At 47.0% G+C, this 23,755-nt stretch carries 24 protein-coding genes; 10 read left to right on the forward strand and 14 right to left on the reverse strand.

Features of this window, described 5'->3' with window-relative positions; translation table 11 throughout:
• Positions 1-12 precede the first annotated feature (12 nt).
• Both ACVLR6_RS08175 and ACVLR6_RS08180 read left to right on the forward strand, forming a co-directional pair.
• A complete protein-coding gene (locus ACVLR6_RS08175) occupies positions 13-522 on the forward strand; it encodes a peptidylprolyl isomerase (RefSeq protein ID WP_005178561.1) in 510 nt (169 codons plus the stop codon).
• 57 nt (positions 523-579) lie between these two features.
• Complete coding sequence (locus ACVLR6_RS08180) at positions 580-1,299, forward strand: UDP-2,3-diacylglucosamine diphosphatase (RefSeq protein ID WP_016659048.1); 720 nt, start codon at positions 580-582, stop codon at positions 1,297-1,299.
• Between the two features lie 63 nt (positions 1,300-1,362).
• On the opposite strand, the gene hpaI is transcribed toward ACVLR6_RS08180, so the two are convergent.
• On the reverse strand, positions 1,363-2,157 hold the full coding sequence (gene hpaI / locus ACVLR6_RS08185) for a 4-hydroxy-2-oxoheptanedioate aldolase (RefSeq protein WP_104489211.1): 795 nt from the start codon (positions 2,155-2,157) through the stop codon (positions 1,363-1,365).
• 248 nt (positions 2,158-2,405) lie between these two features.
• On the opposite strand from hpaI, the gene nfsB reads away from it, so the two are divergent.
• Positions 2,406-3,059, forward strand: a complete 654-nt coding sequence (nfsB, locus tag ACVLR6_RS08190; RefSeq protein WP_005178567.1) for an oxygen-insensitive NAD(P)H nitroreductase — start codon at positions 2,406-2,408, stop codon at positions 3,057-3,059.
• 97 nt (positions 3,060-3,156) lie between these two features.
• Complete coding sequence (locus ACVLR6_RS08195) at positions 3,157-3,390, forward strand: hypothetical protein (RefSeq protein ID WP_005178570.1); 234 nt, start codon at positions 3,157-3,159, stop codon at positions 3,388-3,390.
• Here ACVLR6_RS08195 and ACVLR6_RS08200 read toward each other — a convergent pair.
• The 4 genes from ACVLR6_RS08200 to ACVLR6_RS08215 form a co-directional block, all read right to left on the reverse strand.
• Positions 3,353-4,207: a DMT family transporter gene (locus tag ACVLR6_RS08200; protein WP_104494872.1), complete on the reverse strand. Its 855-nt coding sequence runs from the start codon at positions 4,205-4,207 to the stop codon at positions 3,353-3,355. The two genes, ACVLR6_RS08195 and ACVLR6_RS08200, sit on opposite strands and share 38 nt — an antisense overlap.
• Before the next feature lie 112 nt (positions 4,208-4,319).
• Positions 4,320-5,357, reverse strand: coding sequence for a class II fructose-bisphosphate aldolase (gene fba, locus ACVLR6_RS08205; protein WP_005178575.1), 1,038 nt, complete (start codon positions 5,355-5,357; stop codon positions 4,320-4,322).
• A 137-nt stretch (positions 5,358-5,494) separates the two neighbouring features.
• Positions 5,495-5,770: a hypothetical protein gene (locus tag ACVLR6_RS08210; protein WP_455994950.1), complete on the reverse strand. Its 276-nt coding sequence runs from the start codon at positions 5,768-5,770 to the stop codon at positions 5,495-5,497.
• A gap of 132 nt (positions 5,771-5,902) precedes the next feature.
• Positions 5,903-7,090, reverse strand: a complete 1,188-nt coding sequence (locus ACVLR6_RS08215; RefSeq protein WP_005178578.1) for a phosphoglycerate kinase — start codon at positions 7,088-7,090, stop codon at positions 5,903-5,905.
• 143 nt (positions 7,091-7,233) lie between these two features.
• Between ACVLR6_RS08215 and ACVLR6_RS08220 the strand changes: the two genes are divergently transcribed.
• The 3 genes from ACVLR6_RS08220 (at position 7,234) to ACVLR6_RS08230 (ending at position 9,558) form a co-directional block, all read left to right on the forward strand.
• Positions 7,234-7,617 carry a DUF2237 family protein gene (locus tag ACVLR6_RS08220; protein ID WP_034597805.1) on the forward strand — a complete coding sequence of 128 codons (384 nt, stop codon included), beginning with the start codon at positions 7,234-7,236 and terminating at the stop codon, positions 7,615-7,617.
• Positions 7,617-8,207 carry a Maf family protein gene (locus tag ACVLR6_RS08225; protein WP_127801439.1) on the forward strand — a complete coding sequence of 197 codons (591 nt, stop codon included), beginning with the start codon at positions 7,617-7,619 and terminating at the stop codon, positions 8,205-8,207. Before ACVLR6_RS08220 ends, ACVLR6_RS08225 begins: the two co-directional genes overlap by 1 nt.
• Before the next feature lie 169 nt (positions 8,208-8,376).
• Positions 8,377-9,558, forward strand: a complete 1,182-nt coding sequence (locus tag ACVLR6_RS08230; RefSeq protein ID WP_005178584.1) for a ribosomal protein uL16 3-hydroxylase — start codon at positions 8,377-8,379, stop codon at positions 9,556-9,558.
• Positions 9,559-9,562: 4 nt separating this feature from the next.
• On the opposite strand, the gene ACVLR6_RS08235 is transcribed toward ACVLR6_RS08230, so the two are convergent.
• Positions 9,563-11,452 carry a sensor histidine kinase gene (locus ACVLR6_RS08235; RefSeq protein ID WP_410487397.1) on the reverse strand — a complete coding sequence of 630 codons (1,890 nt, stop codon included), beginning with the start codon at positions 11,450-11,452 and terminating at the stop codon, positions 9,563-9,565.
• Entirely contained in the window at positions 11,449-12,135 is a 687-nt protein-coding gene (locus ACVLR6_RS08240) for a response regulator (RefSeq protein WP_016659055.1), read from the reverse strand. Before ACVLR6_RS08240 ends, ACVLR6_RS08235 begins: the two co-directional genes overlap by 4 nt.
• A 262-nt stretch (positions 12,136-12,397) precedes the next feature.
• On the opposite strand from ACVLR6_RS08240, the gene ACVLR6_RS08245 reads away from it, so the two are divergent.
• Positions 12,398-14,068 carry an FMN-binding glutamate synthase family protein gene (locus ACVLR6_RS08245; protein WP_005178590.1) on the forward strand — a complete coding sequence of 557 codons (1,671 nt, stop codon included), beginning with the start codon at positions 12,398-12,400 and terminating at the stop codon, positions 14,066-14,068.
• A 41-nt stretch (positions 14,069-14,109) separates the two neighbouring features.
• Here the strand turns inward: ACVLR6_RS08245 and ACVLR6_RS08250 are convergent, their stop codons facing one another.
• From ACVLR6_RS08250 to ACVLR6_RS08265, 4 genes are read right to left on the reverse strand one after another with little or no spacing between them, the layout of a single operon-like run.
• Positions 14,110-15,153, reverse strand: a complete 1,044-nt coding sequence (locus ACVLR6_RS08250) for an alpha/beta hydrolase (RefSeq protein WP_455994954.1) — start codon at positions 15,151-15,153, stop codon at positions 14,110-14,112.
• Positions 15,153-16,280: a YdcF family protein gene (locus ACVLR6_RS08255; protein ID WP_016659056.1), complete on the reverse strand. Its 1,128-nt coding sequence runs from the start codon at positions 16,278-16,280 to the stop codon at positions 15,153-15,155. Before ACVLR6_RS08255 ends, ACVLR6_RS08250 begins: the two co-directional genes overlap by 1 nt.
• Before the next feature lie 15 nt (positions 16,281-16,295).
• The gene (murB, locus tag ACVLR6_RS08260) at positions 16,296-17,333 is read right to left on the reverse strand and encodes a UDP-N-acetylmuramate dehydrogenase (protein ID WP_104471077.1); all 1,038 of its coding nucleotides are present in this window, start codon (positions 17,331-17,333) and stop codon (positions 16,296-16,298) included.
• Between the two features lie 15 nt (positions 17,334-17,348).
• Positions 17,349-17,855, reverse strand: a complete 507-nt coding sequence (locus tag ACVLR6_RS08265) for a low molecular weight protein-tyrosine-phosphatase (RefSeq protein ID WP_005178601.1) — start codon at positions 17,853-17,855, stop codon at positions 17,349-17,351.
• A gap of 118 nt (positions 17,856-17,973) precedes the next feature.
• On the opposite strand from ACVLR6_RS08265, the gene ACVLR6_RS08270 reads away from it, so the two are divergent.
• A complete protein-coding gene (locus tag ACVLR6_RS08270) occupies positions 17,974-19,134 on the forward strand; it encodes an iron-containing alcohol dehydrogenase (RefSeq protein WP_168370171.1) in 1,161 nt (386 codons plus the stop codon).
• Positions 19,135-19,206: 72 nt separating this feature from the next.
• Positions 19,207-19,644 (forward strand): acyl-CoA thioesterase, encoded by a 438-nt coding sequence (locus ACVLR6_RS08275; RefSeq protein ID WP_075166843.1) that lies wholly within the window; start codon positions 19,207-19,209, stop codon positions 19,642-19,644.
• A gap of 24 nt (positions 19,645-19,668) precedes the next feature.
• Here the strand turns inward: ACVLR6_RS08275 and dnaX are convergent, their stop codons facing one another.
• The 3 genes from dnaX to ACVLR6_RS08290 all read right to left on the reverse strand — a co-directional run bounded on the left by dnaX (position 19,669) and on the right by ACVLR6_RS08290 (position 23,707).
• The gene (dnaX, locus tag ACVLR6_RS08280; protein ID WP_455994957.1) at positions 19,669-21,780 is read right to left on the reverse strand and encodes a DNA polymerase III subunit gamma/tau; all 2,112 of its coding nucleotides are present in this window, start codon (positions 21,778-21,780) and stop codon (positions 19,669-19,671) included.
• 146 nt (positions 21,781-21,926) lie between these two features.
• A complete protein-coding gene (locus ACVLR6_RS08285) occupies positions 21,927-22,370 on the reverse strand; it encodes a copper resistance protein NlpE N-terminal domain-containing protein (RefSeq protein WP_160243045.1) in 444 nt (147 codons plus the stop codon).
• Positions 22,371-22,441: 71 nt separating this feature from the next.
• The gene (locus ACVLR6_RS08290; RefSeq protein ID WP_168398705.1) at positions 22,442-23,707 is read right to left on the reverse strand and encodes a serine hydrolase domain-containing protein; all 1,266 of its coding nucleotides are present in this window, start codon (positions 23,705-23,707) and stop codon (positions 22,442-22,444) included.
• Between the last annotated feature and the right edge of the window lie 48 nt (positions 23,708-23,755).

The raw sequence follows: 23,755 nt of genomic DNA on the forward strand, positions 1-23,755 counted from the left end.
GGAGATAACACAATGAGTTTTCCTCAAGTCGAATTAAACACCAACAAAGGTCGTATTGTTCTTGAGCTTAACACTGAAAAAGCACCTAAAACTGCTGAGAACTTCCTTCAATACGTTCGTGACGGTTTCTATGATGGCGTAATTTTCCACCGTGTCATCGATGGTTTCATGATTCAAGGCGGCGGCTTTGATGAAAACTTCAAAGAAAAAGCAACCCGTGATTCAATCGAAAACGAAGCAGACAACGGTCTGAGCAATGACGAAGGGACCATTGCAATGGCGCGTACCCAGGCTCCGCACTCTGCATCTGCTCAATTCTTCATTAACGTGAAAAACAACTCCTTCCTAAACCACACGGGCAAAACTGCACAAGGTTGGGGTTATGCCGTATTTGGTAAAGTAGTTGAAGGTATGGATGTAGTTGCTGAAATCAAAGGCGTACGTACAGGCAACCGTGGTTACCACGCTGATGTTCCACTAGAAAATGTGGTCATCGAATCTGCCAAGATCATTTCTGAATAAGAATCCCTCTCAACCTCCCGTTATTTAAGGGCGTTGGGAGATTCCAAGGAAAAGATTGTGACCTATCTGTTTATTTCAGATTTACATTTGTCACCTGATCACCCTCGACTCGTTCGGGGGTTTTTAGATTTATTACGTGCTTATCAGGATCAAAACACCCAGCTGTATATTTTAGGCGACTGGTTCAATGCCTGGATTGGCGATGACTACACCGCCCCTTGGCTGGATGAAATTGTCAGCGCTTTAAAACAGTTTAATGCCGCAGGCAATCAGCTGTATTTTCAGGTCGGCAACCGCGATTTCGCACTGCATGAGGTTTTTTTACAGCAGTTTAACGGGCAATTATTACCTGAAATTGACACCCTCACTATTGGCCAGACCCGCTATCGTCTGGAACATGGCGATGCCTTGTGCACCGATGATGTATCCTATCAGCGCTTTAAAAAAGTTATTCGTCATCCGCTCGTGCTGCGTCTGTTAAGAAAAACTCCGCTGTCCTTTCGCAGCAAACTGGCCAACGGTTTTCGCAAACAAAGCCGCGCTTCTAAAGAAGTGAAATCGTATGAAGTGATGGATGTGAATCCGGCTGCGGTAACGCAGGCTTTGGCCGAGGTGGATGTACTGATTCATGGTCATACCCATCGACCAGCCATCCATGAGCTGAATGGCAAAAAGCGGATTGTGCTGGGGGACTGGCGTGCGCATGAGGCACTGATTCTGGAAATTGATCCTGAACAGCCTACCACTCACCTGCAACTGAAACGCTGGACCTATTAAGCAGCAGGTGGATGACTATAAATCCCCACCTCCTGCATCATCTGTCAGGTTAATAATGACCGCTTAATACCCCCCTTCAGGTTTTACCCAGCTCGCTCCGGTTTTATATTTGGCCAGCAGCTCACGCAAGGAATTCATTAATACGCTGGTATCGACACCGACAGCGACAAATTCGGTACCCAGTTCAATATATTTTTGCGTCACGTCATGTTGAGTCGATAAAATCCCGGCCGCTTTACCCGATGCGCGAATTCGTTGAATTGCATCAACCACTGCGTTTTGCACGTCAGGATGGTTCGGATTGCCTTCATAACCCATAGTGGCAGATAAATCTACTGCACCAATAAATACCCCATCAATACCATCGACTTTTAAGATGTCATCCAGATTTTCCAGCCCTGTAACTGACTCAATCTGAATCAGCAAACAGATATTTTCATGTGCAGTGGCATAATAATCCGGAATACTGTTCCAGCGTGTGGCACGTGCCAAAGCCGCACCTACACCGCGAATCCCTTCCGGTGGATAACGCACTGCTTTAACCATCAGTTCGGCCTGCTCCACGGTTTCCACCATCGGAATCAATAAGGTTTGTGCGCCAATATCCAGCAACTGTTTAATAAGCTGCACACTGCCAATTGGCGGACGGACCACCGCCTGTGACGGATAGGCCGCAATACTTTGCAGCTGGGCCAGTGTGGTTCTTAAATCACTGGGCGCATGTTCCCCATCAATCAGCAACCAGTCATAACCGGCATTGGCCGCAATTTCAGTGCCATAGGCATCGGCCAGACCGACCCATAAACCAATCTGCTGCTGGGTTTTTAATTTATGTTTAAAGTGATTACGATAGTCCATCGACAGGCTCGCTATAGTCCACACCTACTTCCATTAAATGCCGATTTTTAAAAATTGCCAATATTCAAAACCGCTGTTGTGATTTGATTTAACACTTAATCGGGCAATAACTGAAAATACGATGAGCACATTTTAAGGTTAATTTTGACAATAAAATTGCAGCGAATATGCCATCAAAGCCATCAAAATGGCGTATGATGCTGAAGGTTCAGCCTTTCTCAATTTATCCTTATTGCTGGAGTATCTTTATGGATTTGCTCGACGTCGTACGCAGCCGCTATACCACCAAAGCCTATGATCCTGCAAAAAAAATTCCTCAAGAGCAGTTTGAACGCTTTCTCGAAATTCTCCGTTTTACCCCCTCTTCTATTAATATCCAGCCCTGGCATTTTTTTATTGCCGAGCATGATGCAGCCAAGCAGCGCATTGCCAAAGCCCTGGTCGGGAAATATGCCTACAATGCGCCTAAAGTCTTAGATTCTTCTCACACCATTTTGTTCTGTACCAAAGCCGATATTAGCGATGAACATCTGGACAATTTGTTGCAGCAAGATGATGTCAGCGGCCGTTTTAAAGATGCCAGCGCCAAGCAGGGCCAGAAAGACAGCCGTAGCGGATATGTGGATTATTACCGCAATGAAAAAGGTGATATTCAGCGCTGGGCCGAAAACCAGACCTTTATTGCCTTGGGTCAGATGTTGCTGGCTGCCGGTATTGAAGGTGTAGATGCCACCCCAATTGGCGGCTTTAATGAACAGATTCTGACGGAAGAACTAGAATTACAGGACAAGGGTTTAATTCCATCGGTGCTGCTGACCTTGGGCTATCGCAGTGAGCAGGACTTTAATGCTAAACTTCCCAAGTCACGCCTGAATAAAGATGAAATTTTCACCAAATTGTAAGAACTACATTACATAATACAGGGACGAAAGTCCCTGATTTCGGCTTGATTTTTGCTTTCCCTTTCACAACACAATAATAATAGACCGGAGAAGAAAGATGTCTATCCTTGCCCAGCTCCCAATGAAGTTTGAATGTCGTCAATGCAATAAACTGTATTTGCATCAATATCAGCAGGAAAAACGCCATTATCCTCATTGTCCGAGCTGCCAGAAAGCCGGTCTGTTACTGGGCATTGCCGAACTTCAGGACCTGATCAAACATCCGCTGATTTTTGCTGCCAGCTTCATCAAATTCAAGCCGTCATCGCATAAGCTAAACACATCACACTAATGATGCCCAGCCCCAGCCCAATGGCGGTGCTGGGTTTTAATTTTTCTTTAAAGAACAGCAAACCGCTGATTACCCCTAAAATTACCACCAGAATATTCATGCCGGCAAATACAACCGCCGGTGAATCTTTTAAAGCCATATGCGCCTTGACATAAAACGCGATATTGGCAAAATTCAGCATCCCCAAAATTAAGCCGGCCACTATATTTTTGCCACTGCCCCAGCTTTTGTGCTGAATCAGAATATACCCCAACGATAAAATAAAAGCGCAGATGAACATTAGGTTCAATACCAGCGCAAACTGCAGGCCTAAACCGGTGGTGTATTTCAGCAACACATCAATCAGCGCATAACCGACCCAGACCAAAGCCAAATACAGCATACCCGCCTGGGCGGACGATGCACCGCCACGATGCGAATATAAAATACACAGTACCGCTGCAATCCCCAACGCAATCCCGACAATTTTCAGGCTATTAAACTGTTCCTGGAAAATAAAATAGGCCGCAGTTAAAGACAGCACCACCGACAGCCGCTGGGCAATTTCGGTTTTTAAAATTCCGGCAGTTTGTAATGCTTTGGCTAAAAACAGGAATACGCTTGGCAATAATACCCCTAAAGCCAGAATCAGCAGCCACGGCGTGTCGGTGAGGGACAGCTGTTGTACATTAGGCTGAAACCACCAAAAACACAGCACACTGGCCGAGGCATAATTCCAGCTGATCATCTGCAAAGGTGAATAGCCGCGGTTCTTTGCGACTTTCAAGAGAATCGACACCACCACACTACAAATGGCCGCTGCTAAAATCAGTTCCATGATCTACTCTTATTTATATGCATTATGTGATCTGCTCTGCTGCACTATAGCGGTTCAGATACAGAAAAGCCCACGCAATGTGGGCTTTTTTTTATAAATACTTCACCAGGAATTATTTATAACGATCTACCATTTTCTCTAAAGAAATTGGACGGATCTTGTCGGCATTGCCCGCAGTACCAAACGCTTCGTAACGTGCAACACAAATATCTTTCATTGCATCGACCGTTTTAGCGAAGAATTTACGTGGGTCAAACTCGCTTGGTTTTTCAGCCATGAAGCGACGCATTGCACCGGTAGAGGCCAGACGCAAGTCGGTGTCGATGTTAATTTTACGCACACCGTGCTTGATCGCTTCAACCAGCTGCTCAACAGGTACACCATAAGTTTCCTTGATGTCACCGCCGTACTGGTTGATCACTGCCAGCCATTCTTGTGGCACAGAACTTGAACCGTGCATCACCAGATGCGTATTTGGCAGTGCCGCATGAATTTCTTTAATACGGTCAATCGCCAGAATATCGCCTGTAGGTGGACGGGTAAATTTGTACGCACCGTGTGAAGTACCCACTGCAATTGCCAGTGCGTCTACATTGGTGTCTGCTACGAAAGAACGTGCTTCTTCAACTGAAGTCAGCAATTGAGAGTGATCCAGTACACCTTCTGCACCGACACCATCTTCTTCGCCGGCCATACCTGTTTCAAGGCTGCCTAGACAACCGATTTCACCTTCAACAGAAACGCCACATGCGTGCGCCATTTGTACCACACGACGGGTCACATCTACGTTGTATTCATATGAGGTCGGAGTTTTACCATCTTCACCCAGTGAACCATCCATCATGACTGATGAGAAGCCAAGCTGGATAGAACGTTGACATACGTCAGGACTGGTACCGTGATCTTGGTGCATCACCACCGGAATGTGTGGCCATTCTTCAATTGCAGCCAAAATAAGATGACGTAAGAATGGTGCGCCTGCGTACTTACGGGCACCTGCAGATGCCTGTACGATTACAGGTGAATTCGTCGCATCTGCGGCCAACATGATTGCGCGCATTTGTTCTAAGTTGTTTACGTTAAACGCTGGTACGCCGTATCCGTGTTCACCGGCGTGATCCAATAGCTGGCGCATTGAAATAAGAGCCATAATATCCTCCCAGGTAATGCTGCATATTCTACATGGGGATTTGTTTCAATTCAGCAACAAAACGTCGTATTTAAAAAAAATCCCTGCCAATGCAGGGACTTTTATACAAATTACTACAATTTGTGGGACTTTTAGAATTATTGCGCTTCAGATGCTGATGCTGCTGCGCTGTCTGGGGTTGCGGCATCTGCTGGTGCATTGGCCACTTCTTCAGGCACATCGGTATTGTTTTCATCCAGTACTGGCTGATCAATTGCATCAATCGCCGCTTGCTGTTCTGCAGAAATTTGCTCTGACGCTACAGCTGCTGATGCATCTGCAGTGGTCGCTGTTGCATTGTCGTCTTTTTTAGCACATGCAGTGAAAGCTAAAGATGCAGCAAGTAACGCGGCAAGAGTTAATTTTTGGTTCATCAGAATATCCTACAACCCGGTGATTTTTGATCATAATATTTCAGAAACATGACAGTTTTATGACTAAAAAATGAAGTGCATAAAAAAGGCTGACCGAGGTCAACCTTTTGTCATCTTGCAAGCGTGTGCGAATTAAGCACGTTCTAGCAATACGGCAACTGCTGGTAAGGTCTTGCCTTCTACAAACTCAAGGAAAGCACCGCCACCTGTAGAGATATAACCAATTTTGTCTGCAACTTCATATTTGTCGATGGCAGCCAAGGTGTCACCACCACCTGCAATTGAGAAGCCTTCTGATTCAGCAATCGCTAAAGACAGGGCTTTAGTCCCTTCACCGAACTGATCCACTTCGAATACGCCAACTGGGCCATTCCAGAGAATCGTTTTAGAAGTTTTCAAGATCTCAGCAAATGCTTTTGCCGTTTCTGGACCAACATCCAGAATCATGTCATTGTCTGCCACATCTTCTACTTTTTTCACGGTTGCTTTGGCAGCCGCCAGTGAACCCAAGAAGTCATCAAAGTTGATTTCAGACGCATCAGCAACTACCACATCCGTTGGAAGTGGTACAGATACTTTGGCAGCAATGGCTTTGGCTGTGTCGATCAAATCATTTTCACACAGTGATTTACCCACGTTGTAACCCGCAGCAGCCAGGAAAGTATTGGCAATACCACCACCCACAATCAACTGGTCGCAAATGTCAGACAGTGATGTCAATACATCCAGCTTGGTGGATACTTTAGAGCCGGCAACAATGGCCACCATTGGTTTTTCTGGTGTTTGCAGTGCACGGCCAAGTGCATCCAGTTCAGCAGCCAGTAAAGGACCTGCTGCTGCCACTTTAGCAAGACGCGCCACACCTTCGGTTGATGCTTCTGCACGGTGCGCAGTACCAAAGGCATCCATTACGAATACATCACACAGCGCTGCATATTTTGCTGCCAGCTCAGGATTGTTTTTCTTTTCACCCACGTTAAAGCGGCAGTTTTCAAGTAGCACCACTTGACCTGCTTCTACCTCTACACCATCCAGGTAGTCAGTCAATAATTTGACTTCCTGACCTAATGCTTCGGTCAGGTAAGCTGCGACAGGCGCAAGTGATTGTTCAGCTTTAGGTTCACCTTCAACAGGACGACCCAGGTGAGAATACACCATTACGGCTGCGCCTTTTTCCAAAGCCGCTTTAATTGTCGGTAAGGCAGCACGTAAACGCGCATCGCTGGTAATCACACCATTTTTCACCGGCACGTTTAAGTCTTCGCGGATCAGAACACGCTTTTGTGCCAGGTCGAGGTCAGTCATACGCTGAAAATTCATGTATAGCTCACTTTTTAGATATTAAAATCGCCAAGATTCTAAATGATTATGCAGAAAAAGGTTAGCTTCTTTTGCAGAAAAGCTAACGATTGCCAAAGTTTTGTTATGATAGGAAAAAAACAGACCTGATAATTTTTATGCCTATGTCTATACATCCAGATCCAACCCTGAACCGTTTAAATGTTTTAGGCGAGCCTTTGGCCAGCTGCTGTTTTGACCCGATTACCGGCTATTTTCGTAATGGCTTTTGCCATACGGCGCCCACGGATCTGGGCCAGCACACTGTTTGTGCACAAATGACCTCGGAATTTCTGAACTTTTCCCAGAAAATTGGCAATGACCTGATCACGCCATTGCCTGAAGTCGAATTTCCGGGCTTAAAACCGGGGGATTTCTGGTGTATTTGCGTGACCCGCTGGGTTGAAGCCTATCAGGCCGGTAAAGCACCACCCGTAAAAATTCAGGCCTGCCATCAGGCGGTACTGTCTTACGTTCCCTTAGATATTTTGATGGAATATGCTGTCTAATGAAGCGTCCGATTATTCTGGCGTCCAGCAGCCAGACCCGTAAAGAGCTGATGGACCGTTTAAAGCTCGACTATCAGTGTATTACGCCCGACATTGATGAATCACCGCAAGGTGAAAGCCATGCCGATGATCTGGCCAAACGGCTGGCTTTTGAAAAAGCCCAGAGTATTGCCGAGCAATATCCTAAAGCCATTGTGATAGGTTCCGATCAGGTGGCGTGGCGTGAAGGTGCGCCCGATATTTTTATTGGCAAGCCCTTAAGCCCGGAAAAAGCCATTCGCCAGCTGCAGGCCAACTCGGACAAAATTGTCTACTTTAGTACCGCATTAAGCGTACAGCAAAAATCCAGCGGCTTTGAACAGACCCTGGTTGAACACTATAAGGTCAAATTCCGTAAACTGAGCCTGGATGAAATCGAGCGCTATGTGGCACTGGAACAGCCGCTGCATTGTGCCGGCAGTTTTAAATGCGAAAGTCTGGGGATTAGCCTGTTTGAACAGATGATTGGCCAGGACCAGACCACCTTGATGGGTATGCCAATGATTCAGCTGTGCCAGATTCTCCGCCAGCTTAATCTGCAGATTCCCTAAACACGGTAATGCAATACCCAAAATGATCAGGTGCCTGTCCTGATCATTTTTTGCGCCACCTTTTCCCTTCTGCCACTTTTCTAAATTTCCTTAAGATGAAGTTCATCACTTGCACCACCGCACAACTCAAGGGACAATAACAGCTAAATTTATGTTGTAGTTATTTGACATGTCTCAACCTTTAGACGTTTTAGGCGGAATCACCGCTGAACAATTCCTTGCCGAATATTGGCAAAAAAAACCGCTGCTGGTGCGTAATGCCCTGCCTGAAATCGCCAATATTCTTGAGCCGAGTGATGTCATGGAGCTGGCACTGGACGAAAATATCAGCGCCCGCTTAATCAAGCAGAAAGATCGTGATCCCAACCAGTGGTCCGTAAAATCTTCACCGCTGTTAAAGGCCGATTTCCAGAAAATGCCAAAGCTGTGGACGCTGCTGGTCCAAGCGGTAGATCACTACTCTTTTGATCTGGCGGAACTGTGGAAAAAATTCCCGTTTATTCCGCAGTGGCGCCGTGATGACATTATGGTGTCGTACGCACCAAAAGGCGGTTCGGTCGGCAAACACTTCGACTTCTATGATGTATTTCTGGTGCAGGGCTATGGTCATCGCCGCTGGCAACTGGGCCAGATGTGTGATGCCGAAACCGAATTTGTTCCAGGTCAGCCGCTGAAATTACTGCCAGAGATGGACGTCAATTTTGATGAAGTGCTGGCACCAGGTGACCTGCTTTACGTACCACCAGGTTTATCGCACTATGGCGTGGCCGAAGATGACTGCCTGACCTTCTCTTTCGGTTTCCGTATGCCAAATATCAGCGACATGATGGATCGCGTCAGTGACAAGTTTTCTGACAACCAGTTGCTAAAAAATCCGTTGCAAGATCTGATCCGCGACCAGATCAGCCCGATTGGACAAATTACCCAGCCGGAACTGGAATATTTAAAAGCCGAATTGCTGGCACAACTGCACAACTCGACCGTGTTGGAAGATGCCATCATGAGCCTGATGTCAGAGCCAAAATATCCGGACAATATTCCAGAAGCAGAAGAAATTGGTACTGGCGATCTGGAAGATGCGCTGGATCAGGGCTATCAACTGATTTTAGAACCGGCTTCACGCCTGCTCTATACCGAAGAAGATGGCGAGTTACTGTTCTGGGCCAACGGTGAAGGTCTGTATATTTCGGATGAGTTTGCGCCTTTACTGAAGCAGATTGCTGATGGTGAATTGGTCGAGCTTAATGAAGACCTGTACCATGAAGACATTCTGGAAGATGTGGCTCAGTTACTCAATGATTCTGTACTGATGCTGCTGCCTGCCGAAGATGCAGAAGATGAGGCCGAATAAGGGCCTAATCCTGAGGTGATACCACTAAAATCGCCTTGATTAAGGTATAACCGGGTGTAGAGTTCACCTTTAACTCTGCACCTATCCGCGCCAGACGCAGCTTCATACTGCGTACACCAATACTCATCCCATGATCGAGCACCCCATGGGTATCAAAGCCAATTCCATCATCCTGAATACTTAAACATAAAGTCTGTTCATCGGGAAAATCCAGTGTCACTTGCACATGCTTGGCCTGACTGTGCTTCACCACATTGGTCAGACTTTCTTCCAGCACCCGCATCAGGTTCAGACATTGCAGCGGTGTCGGTTGCACTACCCATTCACTGGCAATGTTCCAGGTGGCCCGCATCTCAACTTCATCCATGAGCTGGCTAAAACGATGACGCACCGGCGCAATCCATAACACCGGCGTTTCCGGCACTTTGGCGCCAATTGAGGAGCCACTGTCAATAATTTGCCGCAAATCATCACGCAGTAATTTCAAAATCGACAGAAACTGGCGGTTACTCATGGGCTGCTCGCTCTGATCAACCATAATCATTGAACGCACCAGCGAAGCACCCAGGCCATCATGCAAATCATGAGAGAGATGAATCCGCTCCTGCAAGCGCACATTTTCCAGTTCCAGATAATGCTTTTCCGACATGCTCTGTTTTAAGTCTTCACGAACCTCAAACACCCGGTATTCCAGTTGCTGGTTAAACTGCTCAATTTTCTGCATGCTTTTGGTGGTGCGAATCCCGAGAATTAATGCAATAAACAGCGTCACCACCGGCGAGGTATACGGTGATAAGGGCTGTAAATCGGTATCAAACGGCGCAGCCAACAGTGCAATATCTAAAGCGGCAAAGATAATAATCAGGCTTAAACAAATCACCAGCAGGATATTTTCTACCCGCGGCACGCGGAAGGTTAAACGCAGCAGATACAGGAAAACCCCGAAAAATAGCAGGCTATAGCCTAAAAATACCAACCCGAAAACGGTTTGTGCATGTTCGAGTGGCGTTACGAAAATGCCCAGAATCACCGCCACCGAACAGATAAAGGCGGTTTCTTCCAGTATCGGAAATTTTTTATCCACAAAACGTAGCAAATAGACAATGAATGACAGAATATACAGCACAAAAAAGGCAATATTGGCCTGTGCCGCCATCAGCGTATTCGGGAAGGGATAAGTTTCCGTGCTAATAATATTGGAGACAAATAACAGCCACAGCAAACAGCTTAAGGCAAACCAGCCATAACTGACTTCTTTACGCCGAAACAGCCAGATCACCAGACACAACACACCCAGGGTTGCCGATAAAATTGCATTAATCACAAATAAGGTACGACGATCCCAGATCTGTTGCTGATATTCCGTATAACTGTTATAGACATTATGGAAGGAAACATCACCAAGACCGGCAGATTGAAAGGCATAGCCCCGCACATAAACTAAAATTTCATTCTGGTCGGGACGCAGGCCGCTAATCGGTAAAATCCAGTAGCGTGGCATATTCCAGCTTTTGGAGAGTGGTTCTTCCAGATGCCGGTTTGACCAGATTAAATCGCGGTTTAAAAACACCGCACCCGCACTGTTTAAATAATTAATAGAAAATACAATCGACTGATCCAGCACGGCCGGTTCCTGACAGGACCAGTTCCAGACAATTTTGTACCACACCCCACCGTTATAATCCGGCCAGCGTTCACTCCAGCGATCAGGCAACGTCACAGGTTGCCATCCTGTATGTGGATGGCTATGAATATCCGGTGTCTGTACGGTGCTGACCGACTGAATATTAACCTGACAATACGGGTCTATGGCATAGCTTTGCTCTGCATACGCACTCGATAGACAAAGATAAAGACAACAGCCGCACCAAAACTGGAGCAATCTGTAGATCATAAAATGCCTAATGAGCGCGCTGTACTGACTGCCTTGGTACGTTTACTCACCGAGAGCTTGCGATAAATATGCTTGATATGACTTTCCACGGTATACCGCGACACAAACAGCTGCTCGGCAATTTCCCGATTACTCAGGCCCTGCGCGACCAGATTTAGAATTTCATGTTCACGGTTGGTCAGCTGTTCAATATCTTCATCGGGCTGTTTAAACGGCTTGGCAATTTCCTGCGGCTTCTGTACTGAAATCTGTGACAGTATTTCCCGGGCAATAAAGGGATCAATCGGTGCGCCGCCTCTTAAAATACTGCGGATGGCCATGATCACTTCAGTATCATCGCGTTCTTTTAATACATAACCGGTGGCGCCCGCCTGAATAGCCGAAAACAGACTGTTTTGTGTACTCCAGGCCGAAATCACCAAAATTAGTACACTGCTGTCTTTGGCCCGAAGCTGTTCAATCAGTTCAATCCCATTGCCATCTGGCAACCCCAAATCGACCAGCGCCAAAGACACCGGTTGTTCTTCAATTTTCTGTAATGCTGCTTTTAAATGGCTAACAAAAATCAGCATGTCATTGCTGTAGCCCATTTCAAGGAGGATATGTCTGAGGCGTGACTGAATCATGGGTTCATCTTCCACAATCAGCACAGGGGCCGGTAATATTGATTCTGTAATGTCCACTGTCTTCCCCGATCTTTTAACTTTCAATATAGCGATATTATTAAACGGTTCTCTATCCCTAGAATTAAGGAATTTCAGAGTGTTAGCACTGTTATTTTTATGATTTCAGCATAGCAGCTATTTTTTAATTTTTATAGATTTTATTGCTCATTTTTAAGCTGTGCTAAAGCCCTTGCCAAATTTCACAAATCATTACTTGTATGCCCTATTCAGAATCTGCACAGTAATACAAGATTGAATTCGCAATGGAAAAATCATAACAATGCCAAGTCCAGCCCAAGCCATTCGCCATAAACTTTTAAATACTTTTTTCTCCCGTCACTCGGTCTGGTTTGCCTGTATTTTAATTGCGCTGGGCATTACATGGCTTAGGCTATTTTATGAGCCACATTATATTTATTATTTTCTGTCCGATGGCGTAATTAACTCGCTCTGGCTGATCACCACGCTGCTGAGTCTGGTCGGTCTGTATGATGTCATTCAGACCAAGCATTCCATTCTGAAAAACTACCCGATTATGGGTCATTTCCGGTTTATTTTTGAAGATTTCCGCCCCGAAATTCGCCAGTATTTTATTGAAGCCGATCAGGATGCCCAGCCTTTTTCCCGCATGCAGCGCAGTTTGGTCTATCAACGTGCCAAAAATGAAAATGCCGATAAACCCTTTGGCTCGATTTTGGATGTGTACGAAGCCGACTACCGTTTTATTGTGCATTCCTTGCGCCCCTGCCCACCGGCTGATCCGAAAACCTTTCGGATTCATATTGGCAATGAACAATGCAGCCAGCCTTATAGCGCGTCAATTTTAAATATTTCTGCCATGAGTTTTGGCAGCCTGAGTGCCAATGCCATCCGTGCCTTAAATAAAGGTGCCAAACTCGGTGGCTTTTATCATGACACCGGTGAAGGCAGCCTTAGCCCGTATCATCTGGAATATGGTGGCGATATTGTCTGGCAAATTGCCAGTGGCTACTTTGGTTGCCGCACCGCAGAAGGTTTATTTGATCCGGAAAAGTTTGCCCGTCAGGCCGGTAATCCGAATATCAAGATGATTGAACTCAAACTCTCTCAAGGTGCCAAGCCGGGTCATGGCGGTATTTTGCCAAAACATAAAATTTCAGAAGAAATCTCGCAGATTCGTGGTGTACCACGTGACCGCGATTGTGTATCGCCCTCGCGCCATCCTAGTTTTAGCACCCCAATTGAAATGCTGCAATTTTTACAGCAGTTACGCGATTTATCGGGCGGTAAACCGGTGGGTTTTAAACTATGTATTGGTCAGCCCTGGCAATTTATGAGTATCGTCAAAGCCATGCTGGTGACCAAAATTGTGCCCGACTTTATTGTGGTAGATGGCTCAGAAGGCGGTACCGGCGCCTCCCCGATTGAGTTTAGTGACTATATTGGTACGCCGCTGCGTGAAGGCTTACTATTTGTGCATAACACTTTGGTTGGCGCGGGCCTGCGCAGTAAAATCAAGCTCGGGGCCAGTGGTAAAATTATTAGTGCCTTTGATATTGCCAGTACCTTTGCCTTAGGCGCAGACTGGGTCAATTCCGCTCGCGGTTTTATGTTTGCTGTCGGCTGTATTCAGGCACAAAGCTGCCATACCAACCAATGTCCGGTCGGTGTCGCCACCCAGGATAAAGACCGTCAAAAAGCGCTGCATGTGCCATCCAAAGCAGAACGGGTCTATAACTTCCATAAAAATACCATGCATGCCCTGTCGGAAATGATTGCGGCAGCCGGTTTAAAACACCCGGCCGATATTCGTGCCCATCATCTGGCGCAGCGAATTAACGACCGGGAAATTAAAAACTATGCCCAGCTGCATTTCTGGTTGAAAGAAGGCGAATTACTGAGCTGTGAAAATAAAGATGAAGAAAACTTTTATTTTCGCATGTGGAATTTGGCCAAAGCGGAAGAATTTTAAAAAAGAGGCACCCGCCTCTTTTTTATGAAATGGAGAAAAGCTTAATAATAAGTCTTGGAATTCGAAGCATGCAAAAAGGCTGGAATCAAACCGGTTAAGGCCGCACGAATATCCGGGCGCTCATTAATCAGTTGATGTGACCCTTCTTCCAGCATCAGCAAGGTTTGCAGGCGGAATTTACGCCGGATAAACTCGATGTTATAACGCCAGTCCACAGTCTGATCCTGCGCGCCTTGGGCCAGCCACACCGGAATTCGACACGCTGGCCGCTGTTCCATTTCCAGCATCCATTTGGACATGGCCAGAATCCAGTCAATGCCCATCATCCGTGGTTGTAACGGATCTTTTAAGCGCACAAAACGTAAAAATTCCGGGTTATGGTTATTGCGTCTAAAATGGCGCGGCACTTCGCGTTTAATCCGGCGGATAATTCCGAGGCCCACCGAATTATGCCACCAGGCACTTTTGGCCGGACGGATGAGAGGTGATAATAACAACACCCGCTCGACAAACGGATTTTCCCGGCGCTCAGCAAATTCCAGTAAATGATGCATCCAGATCGCACCACCAGTACTTTGCCCTACCCCTAGCCAAGGCTTAGGCAATTGATCGGCATTGCGCACATATTGGTAAATGGCATGTAATACCTGCTGGTAATGATCAAAATTCTGGATACTGGCCGGTGAGCCATTACTTAAACCATGGCCGGGCAAATCATAAGTCAAGACACTAAAGCCCTGCTCCAGAATTTCTTTGACAATTGGCTGGTAAATACCGCTGTGCTCCAGATAGCCATGCAGTAAAAATACCGTGCCTTTGCTTTTTTCCAGTTTACCCACTTCAAGTTTAGGCTGAAATACCTGCACATGCAGTTTAAACAGCGGCATTTGCACATAACCCTGCCAATGCTCGCACTCTAAGCTGTCAAAACCGTAAAGCTGGCGATAGGCCTGAATATCCACCGTGGGCGCATAAGGCCGGTTCAGGTTTAAAGGCTCCAGCACCTGCGGCGTGGTATCGCGGCTAGGAACCGGTAAATCCAGCTGTTTCAGCACACTCGGATTTAAAAACGGGATATTCGGCATTATGGCACCTCCCGGCAGTCGCTCGAACCAAACAGCATATCGCGGATGGTGGCCAGCATTTCATAATTGGCACGGCGGCTATGATCATAGTTCTGCTCACTAGGCTGCCATTGGGTCAACTCGGTTGGAATTGGCGCGACCACCGGCACGGTTTCAATGCCGTTTAAGGCAAACAAACGGCGTGTGCGCGGCATGTGATATTGATCGGTGATTAAAATCACCGTTGGTGCGCCGCCTTTTTTCTGTAGCAGCAAGGAACTAAAACGCGAGTTTTCACAGGTGTTCATACTGCGATCTTCCAGCAAGTTGGCTTCAACCCCGCGTTCTGCCAGCCATTTCTGCATATAAGGTGCTTCAACACCGCTCAGCACAATGGGTAATTTATACTGTTTTTCAATTTCTAAGGTTTTTTCTAAACGTAGTCGTGTGTAGTTATTCACAATAATATCTTTTTGATTTTCATGTAAGGTCAGACCGCCGCCCAGAACCACAATTGCATACGGCTGGGAAGTTATTTGCGGCTTCTGGCTATTTTGTTGTTGAATCAGTGCGATATCCTGAAAAATTTCTTCATCAACCGGTACGGTTTCAACCGCTGCCACTTCATGGGTTCTTAAAAATTTCAGATACTGTTCCATTAGGGCCTGATTTTCAGAGCTGTCTAACTCCAATAAATCCTGTAACTGCTGTGAAGGCTGTGCAAGTTGCGCCTCAGATGCGGAAACATCGGCCAGCAATGGAATTTGCGGTGTGCTGTCCTGCTCTTGTTCCTGCTGACTGCGCTGCTCATCCTGAATTAAAGCCTGCAAGGCTTTATAGCGTGCCTGAATGATGGTGAGATTCTGTGAATTTTTGGCCTGAATCTCTTCTTCCATCACTTTTAAATAAGCTTGCCGGGCAATCCACAAATTCGAGCCAGGTTCCAGATTTTCCTGATCGGTCAGTGCCCCCATCTGCTGGCTTTGTGCAGCCACTTCATTGACCTCCACCGGCACAATGGTATTCAGCACTTTTATCACAAACTTGGAATAAAACGGCGAATAGATAAAAACCACCAGACAGCCCATCAGCACAAATAGCACAGCCGCCATTTGTACGATACGCACCATCCAGTGAGTTCTATTCATAAATGCCTAACCTGATTAAAAGGTATTGTGGGGAATAATCAGCCCGGCGTCATTAAACAGCACCGGTTCTGGTTCTAAGTGTATCCCAAATTTTTGGTACACGTCCTGCTGTACTGCCTGATATGTTGCCTGAACATCGGCCAGGGTCGCATTGGCATAATTGACAAGCACCAGCGCCTGCTTGTGAAACATACCAACCATGCCCAGCTGTTTCCCTTTCCAGCCGGCCTGATCAATAAGCCAGCCAGCCGCAATTTTGACCTGGCCTTCGGGCTGCGGATAATGCGGCATGTTCGGGAATTGAGTCGCCAGCTGTTCATAGACCGCGGCAGTCACCACCGGATTTTTAAAGAAGCTGCCGACATTTGGAAATTGCTGCGGATCTGGCAGTTTACTTTGACGGATCTGGATCACCTGGCGTTGCAGGTTTTCCGCGGTTTGCTCATCACCCACAGCGGTTTTTAAATCGCCATAATTCAGTTTCAAGTCCGGTTGTTTCCGTAGCTTGAATGTGACATGGGTGATGATATAGCGGTTCGGATTTTCTTTGAAAATACTGTGGCGATAGGCAAAATGGCAGTCACTGGCCAGAATTGAATTAAACTGGCCGTTATAACGGTCATAAACCTGTACCGATTCAATAAATTCACCAACCTCAACCCCATAAGCGCCAATATTCTGTACCGGTGATGCACCGACCAGACCGGGAATTAAAGCCAGATTTTGCAGGCCAAATAACTGCTGCTCAGTGGTCCAGAGCACAAAATCATGCCAGACCTGACCCGCACCGACGCGAATGGTACTGAAGTCATTATCTTCATTCAGGAATTCAATGCCCTGAATATCCATATGTAACACCAGCGCCTGAATCTGCTCTGGCAGCAGCATATTACTGCCGCCCGATAAAATCAGCACATTCAGCTGCTGCAACTTGGCATAATTTAAGGCCGCAATTAAATCATCGGTGGAATGTACCTTAATATAATGAGACGCATTTGCAGCCAGATTTAAGGTATTAAAAGGCTTAAGCTGGACCTGATGTTGAATGTTCATATTCTTAAACCTGATTTAAGCCAATTCTGTTTTTAAAATATTGATCCAGGCCTGTGCACTGGATTCACACTGATCCAGCACGCGTTCAAAGCCATCGGCTTCGCCATAATAAGGATCAGGCACTTCATGACGTGGATATTGTGGATCATGTTCGCTCATTAGCGCCACTTTGGCGCGTAGCAACTCTGCGCCATATTCTTCGGCTGCATGACGTTTTAGATGCTGAATATTTTGCAGGTTTTCCTGATCCATCGCCAGAATCAGATCAAAATCCAGAAAATCGCGCGTGGTTAACTGACGGGCACGCAAGGCAGATAAATCATAGCCACGCTGCAAAGCATGTTGCTGGCTGCGCGCATCGGGTGCTTTGCCCGGATGATAATTACTGGTGCCGGCAGAATCGACCCAGATATTCAGTTGCTGTGCATCACAATAATGTCTGAACACCACTTCCGCGGTAGGTGAACGGCAGATATTGCCCAAACAGACACATAACACCTTGTATGGCGTTCTGGATGACATAACAACCTCAAAACTGCTTTCTTTTAAAGTGTCTTATGTTAAGTTATTTGCAGGATGAATCCTATATTGTCACTATAGATAAATGTTGATTTAAGTATAAAAATTAAGGATAAAGCGTATGAGCCCATTTCAATTCCAGACTGTGCCCAACATTATTGCCGGACTGGGCAGCATCCAACAGCTCAAAGCCCTCCTGACTGAACAGAACAATCAACGTGTGCTGCTGGTGACCGATCCGGGGATGGTGCAATTACAATTGCATGCGCCTGTTTTGGAAATTCTCGAAGCTGCAGGATGTAATTACTGCATTTATTCTAGCGTACAGGCCGATCCACCGGAACATATTGTGCTGGAAGCCGCCGAATTCGCCCGGCAAAACCAGATAGATACAGTCATTGGTTTTGGGGGCGGCAGCTCGCTGGATGTGGCTAAAATTATTGCCCTGCTGGCCCATCCTGAACAGAAACAGCAATTGCATGAGATGTATGGCATCAATCAGGCGCAAAAACCGCGTTTGCCTCTTATTCTAATTCCAACCACGGCCGGTACCGGCTCGGAAGTGACGCCTATTTCCATTGTCACCACCGGCGAAACCACCAAAACCGGCATTGTGTCTGCTGCCCTGTATGCCGATGTCACCATTTTAGATGCCAACTTTACCCAGAACCTGCCGGCACACATTACCGCCGCCACCGGTATTGATGCGATGGTACATGCCATTGAAGCCTATACCTCCAAACACAAAAAGAACTTTTATGCCGATATGCTGGCGATTCAGGCACTTAAACTGCTGAACCAGAATCTGCATCTGGTGCTAAAAGATGGCAACAATATAGAAGCCCGTCAAAATATGCTGGTCGGCTCGATGCTGGCCGGACAGGCTTTTGCCAATGCACCGGTGGCAGCAGTCCATGCACTGGCCTATCCGCTGGGTGGACATTTTCATTTGTCGCATGGGCACAGCAATGCGCTGGTCTTAACCGAAGTGCTGAAATTTAATGCACCAGCCGCCAAGCAGCAGTATGCCGAATTGATGACCTTGCTCGACCCATCCAGTAAAGGTTGTGTAGATGGTTTGTGCGATCTGTTTATTGACCACATGCAAAACTATCTGGACCGCAGTGGTCTGACCTTAAAACTGAATGCCCTGAATGTACCTGAAAACATGCTGGAACAGCTGGCCGAGGATGCCATGTTACAAACCCGCCTGCTGCAAAATAATCCACGCGACATGGAAAAACAGGATGCATTGGCCATTTATCAGGCGATTTATCAATAAGGCTGAAGCTATTTTAAGTTGTGGTAAATCAAAAATATAAATTTTCGATCTATTCAGGGATGACGTCTTTTTATGAAACCGGTAGCCAAAACCCGCGATCAATATACCTTCTTTTTACCGATTCAAACCCGCTGGTCAGACAACGACATGTATGGTCATGTCAATAATGTCATGTATTACAGCTACTTCGATACCGCTGCCAATGCGCTGCTGATTGAGAAAGCCGGACTGAATATTCATCAGGCCGAGATTATGGGGCTGGTGGTAGACTCTGGCTGCAGCTTTTTAGCCGAGCTGAGTTATCCGGAAGTGATTGAGGTCGGTGTGGCGATTGCAGCGCTGGGCAACAGTTCACTAAAATATGATCTGGCGATTTTCAAGCAGCATCAGCAGCAGGCTTCAGCTCAAGGACATATGGTGCATGTTTTTGTCGATGCGCAGCAACGTAAAAGCACCCCGATTCCAAGCGAAATGCGGAATGCCCTGTTGCCTTATCTGCGTTCTCAATAAACGGTTGAAATGGTCTGACGGTGGTTATTTCAACTGGATATTCTGCAATTCGCCATCAAAACTTTCGAGCAGCGATTTAACCTGCGGCTCCTGATGCAGCAGCTCACTGGCGCGTTGATAAGCACGTACTTTACGTTCCTGCTGCAAGCTATACGGTGTCACCTCTGTGACCTGTCCATACTGCACTTTCAGGAAGCTGTTCGGCCACTGCTGTTTCAGCGCTGCTTCTAAATGCTGTAACTGCGAATTTAACAATTGCTGATACTGCTCCGGAATATGGAAAACCGACTCAGCTTCAATCTGGCCGGTCATCAGGCCGTGTTGGGCCAGTTCCTGAACTGCCGGTGATAAATCACTATTACGGAACCAGTATTCCCATTTTTCCACACTCCATTCGCCCTCTAAGGACTGCACCGGCAGTTGCAGAATATCTTGCGGCATCAGGCGCTGATCAGCACGTGGAATAGCGGTATTGTCTACAGCAGCAACGACAGGCTGGTTGACGGATGACGTCGGTGCTGGCTGCGCAAATAAACTGTCTTGCGGACTGGAATCCTGTGGATGCGTCAGCTCAGGCTGTGCGACAGACGAAACCGGTGCTGCAAGTTCAGCAGGCTGTTGAGTTGGCTGCGCAACGGCCGTTTCCGGTAAAGGTGCAATTTCATCAAACAGGAAATCATCACTGCTGGCCTCCTCCTGCGTTGCCGGCTGATCAGCACGATCATCTTCATCTAAATCAAACAGCACTTCATCTGCCGCCGGATCAAAAATCATCTGCGCAGATGCCGCTTCTGCCGGTGTAGTCACCGGATGGTCTGGTTCGGATGGAGATACAACTTCAGCAACCTCTAACGCTTCATCCTGCAGAAAATCATCTGATGATGGTTCAGCAACGGGTGGGTTTATAGCAGCAGTTTCAGCTTCTAATTCATCCTCAGCTGAAACAACGGGATGCACCGGTTCAGGCTGCGCGGTAGCTGACTCAGCGGCCGGTGCTACAGCAACTGCGTTGCTTTGTGCGCTGACCTGCGTCAAGGGCACTTCATTTGGCTGTAAGGGACGGAAAGCCAGCAGACGCAGCACGCACATCTCAAAGCCCTGCTCCTGGGTAACTGCCAGCTGTAAATCTGCGCGACCTTTGCTGGCAATCTGGTAATACAGCTGTAAATCCTGAGCCGAAATGCGCTGCGACAGCTGGGTAATTTTCTGGTTAATTTCGGCGCTATATTTCAGGCTTAAATCCGGCAGATATTGCAATAAGGCCAGCTCATGCAAAGTCGAAATCAGCTGATCCAGCACCAGTGATACATCCAGTGCCTGCTGACGGAACTGCATTAACAGTGCGCTCACGCGCGCAGTCTGGTTCTGATGAATCGCCAGAATCAGGTCATAAATAATGGTGCGGTCAATTAGCCCCAGCATGTCTTTGACATCCTGATGATGAATTTCACCCTGACCATAGGCAATGGCCTGATCGGTTAAGGACAAGGCATCACGTAATGAACCTTGCGCCGATTCAGCAATTTGCCAGATTGCATCCTGCTCGGCCTGAATCTGCTCTTTGCTGAGAATTGAAGATAAGTGCTCGGTAATTTCATCTACTGCCAAAGGACGCAAGGTAAATTGCAGACAACGTGAAATGACCGTAATCGGGAGCTTTTGAGGATCGGTGGTGGCAAACAGGAATTTAACATGCTCTGGCGGTTCTTCCAGCGTTTTTAGCAAGGCATTGAAAGAGTGCGTCGAGAGCATATGCACTTCGTCAATCAGGTAGACTTTAAAGCGGCCTTGCGTTGGTGCATACGGCACATTATCGAGCAGTTCGCGGGTATCTTCCACTTTGGTACGTGATGCCGCATCAATCTCGATTAAATCAATAAAACGGCCTTCATTCACCGCCTTACAGGTCGGACAAACTTCACACGGCGTAGAGGTCACACCCGTTTCACAGTTCAGGCATTTGGCCAAAATACGCGCAATGGTGGTTTTCCCGACCCCACGAGTCCCGGTAAACAGATAGGCATGGTGTAAACGGCCACGCTCTAAGGCACTGGTCAGTGCACGAGAAACATGATTTTGTCCCACCAGCTCATTAAAATTACGTGGACGATATTTACGCGCAAGTACCTGATACATGTATGCTCCTTTTTACAGGTCTAAGCATACTGTTTTTTTAGTAAATAGTGAAATAAATGACGGGCGCATCCAAAGAAAAATCCCTTGTTCGCGCCAGCAAAAAAGGGATTAAAAATCAGTATATTTAGCAGATGATTAGCCAGTATTTAAACAGACTTGGCCAGAATAAAATCACTTTGCATTTGATAGCGTTTGCCTGTTTGATCTACACGAATCTCGAGCAATTGTTTTTCAAGATCGATATACAGCAAATTTCGGGTGTTGACTTGCAGCAGTTCAAGCTGCTGACGCGATGCATCTGCAAAGCGAATCCGCCCTTGAATCACTTCCGGTGCATTGTGCCGGCTCATACTTTCACGCACCAAGGTATAGGTTTCATCCTGATGAAGTTCTAAAGATACTGCCATTCCCGGACAATCATCACAGCGCGATAAACAGCCCATACAAGGCGTGGTGCCTTTGAACTCACCAACCCACGCAGGAATTGCGGTCTTAGATTCCACCACGGTTTGGGATTGAGTTGAGTTTTGATCCTGACATCCGAGTAAAACTGAACTGGCCACCAGCGGAATCAAAATGACTTTTTTCATCTTTGCACAACATCAAATTGACTAGTGCCAGAACATAGCACAAGCTACAGCTAAAAATCATCTCAAACTGTTTAAAACCAGCCCTTTCGGCCTTTTAAAACACCATCGGCACAGCGTAAGGTTTCCTGGGTTAATCCCCACAAGCGATAATCGCCGGTGATGGAACCGGTCGGAAAATTATGGGTATAAGCAAAACTTAAATTCCGCTCTGGATCACACCAGGCCCCTGAACCATTAAAACCAATATGACCAAAACCTGACGATGCCGACTTGCCCAAGCTCAAAATGCGGTGATAGCCCAAACGCCAATGCATTGGCAGCGGCATCACCCGGTCACGGGCGGTATATTGTACCTGACTTAGGGCCTGAAACACCTGTGGTGAAATCAGTCGCTGCCCCTGCCATTGGCCACCCTGCGCCAGCATGGCATAGATTTTGGCCAGACTTTGTGCCGTAAATACCCCGGAGGCTGCCGGCACAATCGCCTGTAAACCGGCATCACTAAAGAATGAAAATTTCTTCATGCCTTTGGGAATCATGGCATCCTGAAAATCTTGCGGATGTTGCCCACTGAAGGCCAGCAGCTTTTCTAAAGGCGATGCGGTACGTGCAGGTTTAGCAGCAGCCTGTTTTTTGGGAGGCTGGGCAGATTGGGCGGGCTGAGATGTGGCAAACGGTCGCGCCACCCGCGCTAATTCCTCTACCGGCACGCCAAAATAAGCTCCGTTTAATTCCAATGGCTCGCTTAAATGACGCTGCATCAATACAGCCAAGCTTTCATTACAGGCTTTTTCCAAGACACCACCGACCTGCCAGCCAAAGGTCAGGGGCTGATAGGCTGCATCACTGTTCGGCAGAAAACGCGGTTTGGCCGCGGCAATGACCTCCAGCATATGCGACCAGTCGGCCATTTCCGAGGCATCGGCAATCAGGTTACGGATATCGTATAAACCACTGCGATGACACAGCATATTTCTTAAGGTCAGCTGCTGTTTGCCCTGCGACGCAAATTCTGGCCAATATTCAGCCACCGGCACATCATAATCCAGCCGCCCCTGACTCACCAGAATATGCGCCAGCGTGGCCAGCACGCCTTTTCCGGTGGAATAACAGACCGACAGACTATCCGGCTGCCAGGCTTCATTGGCAGATTTTTGACCGGTATAAATATCAACGACTTTATGTCCCTGAAAATAAACCACCAGCGCGGCGCCGCCTTGCGTTGAGCGGGCATCCTGAAAACGGCTAAACAGATGGGCTAAATCTTTAAATGGTTCTTCCACTGAACCACGATAATTCTGAATATCTGCACGCAGATAATCTTTTACGCTGTTCATGCATCCTTTCCAGCAATATGGTGAACAATGAAAAAAGCCTAAATCCGG

The organism is Acinetobacter sp. T63 (genome assembly GCF_053852345.1).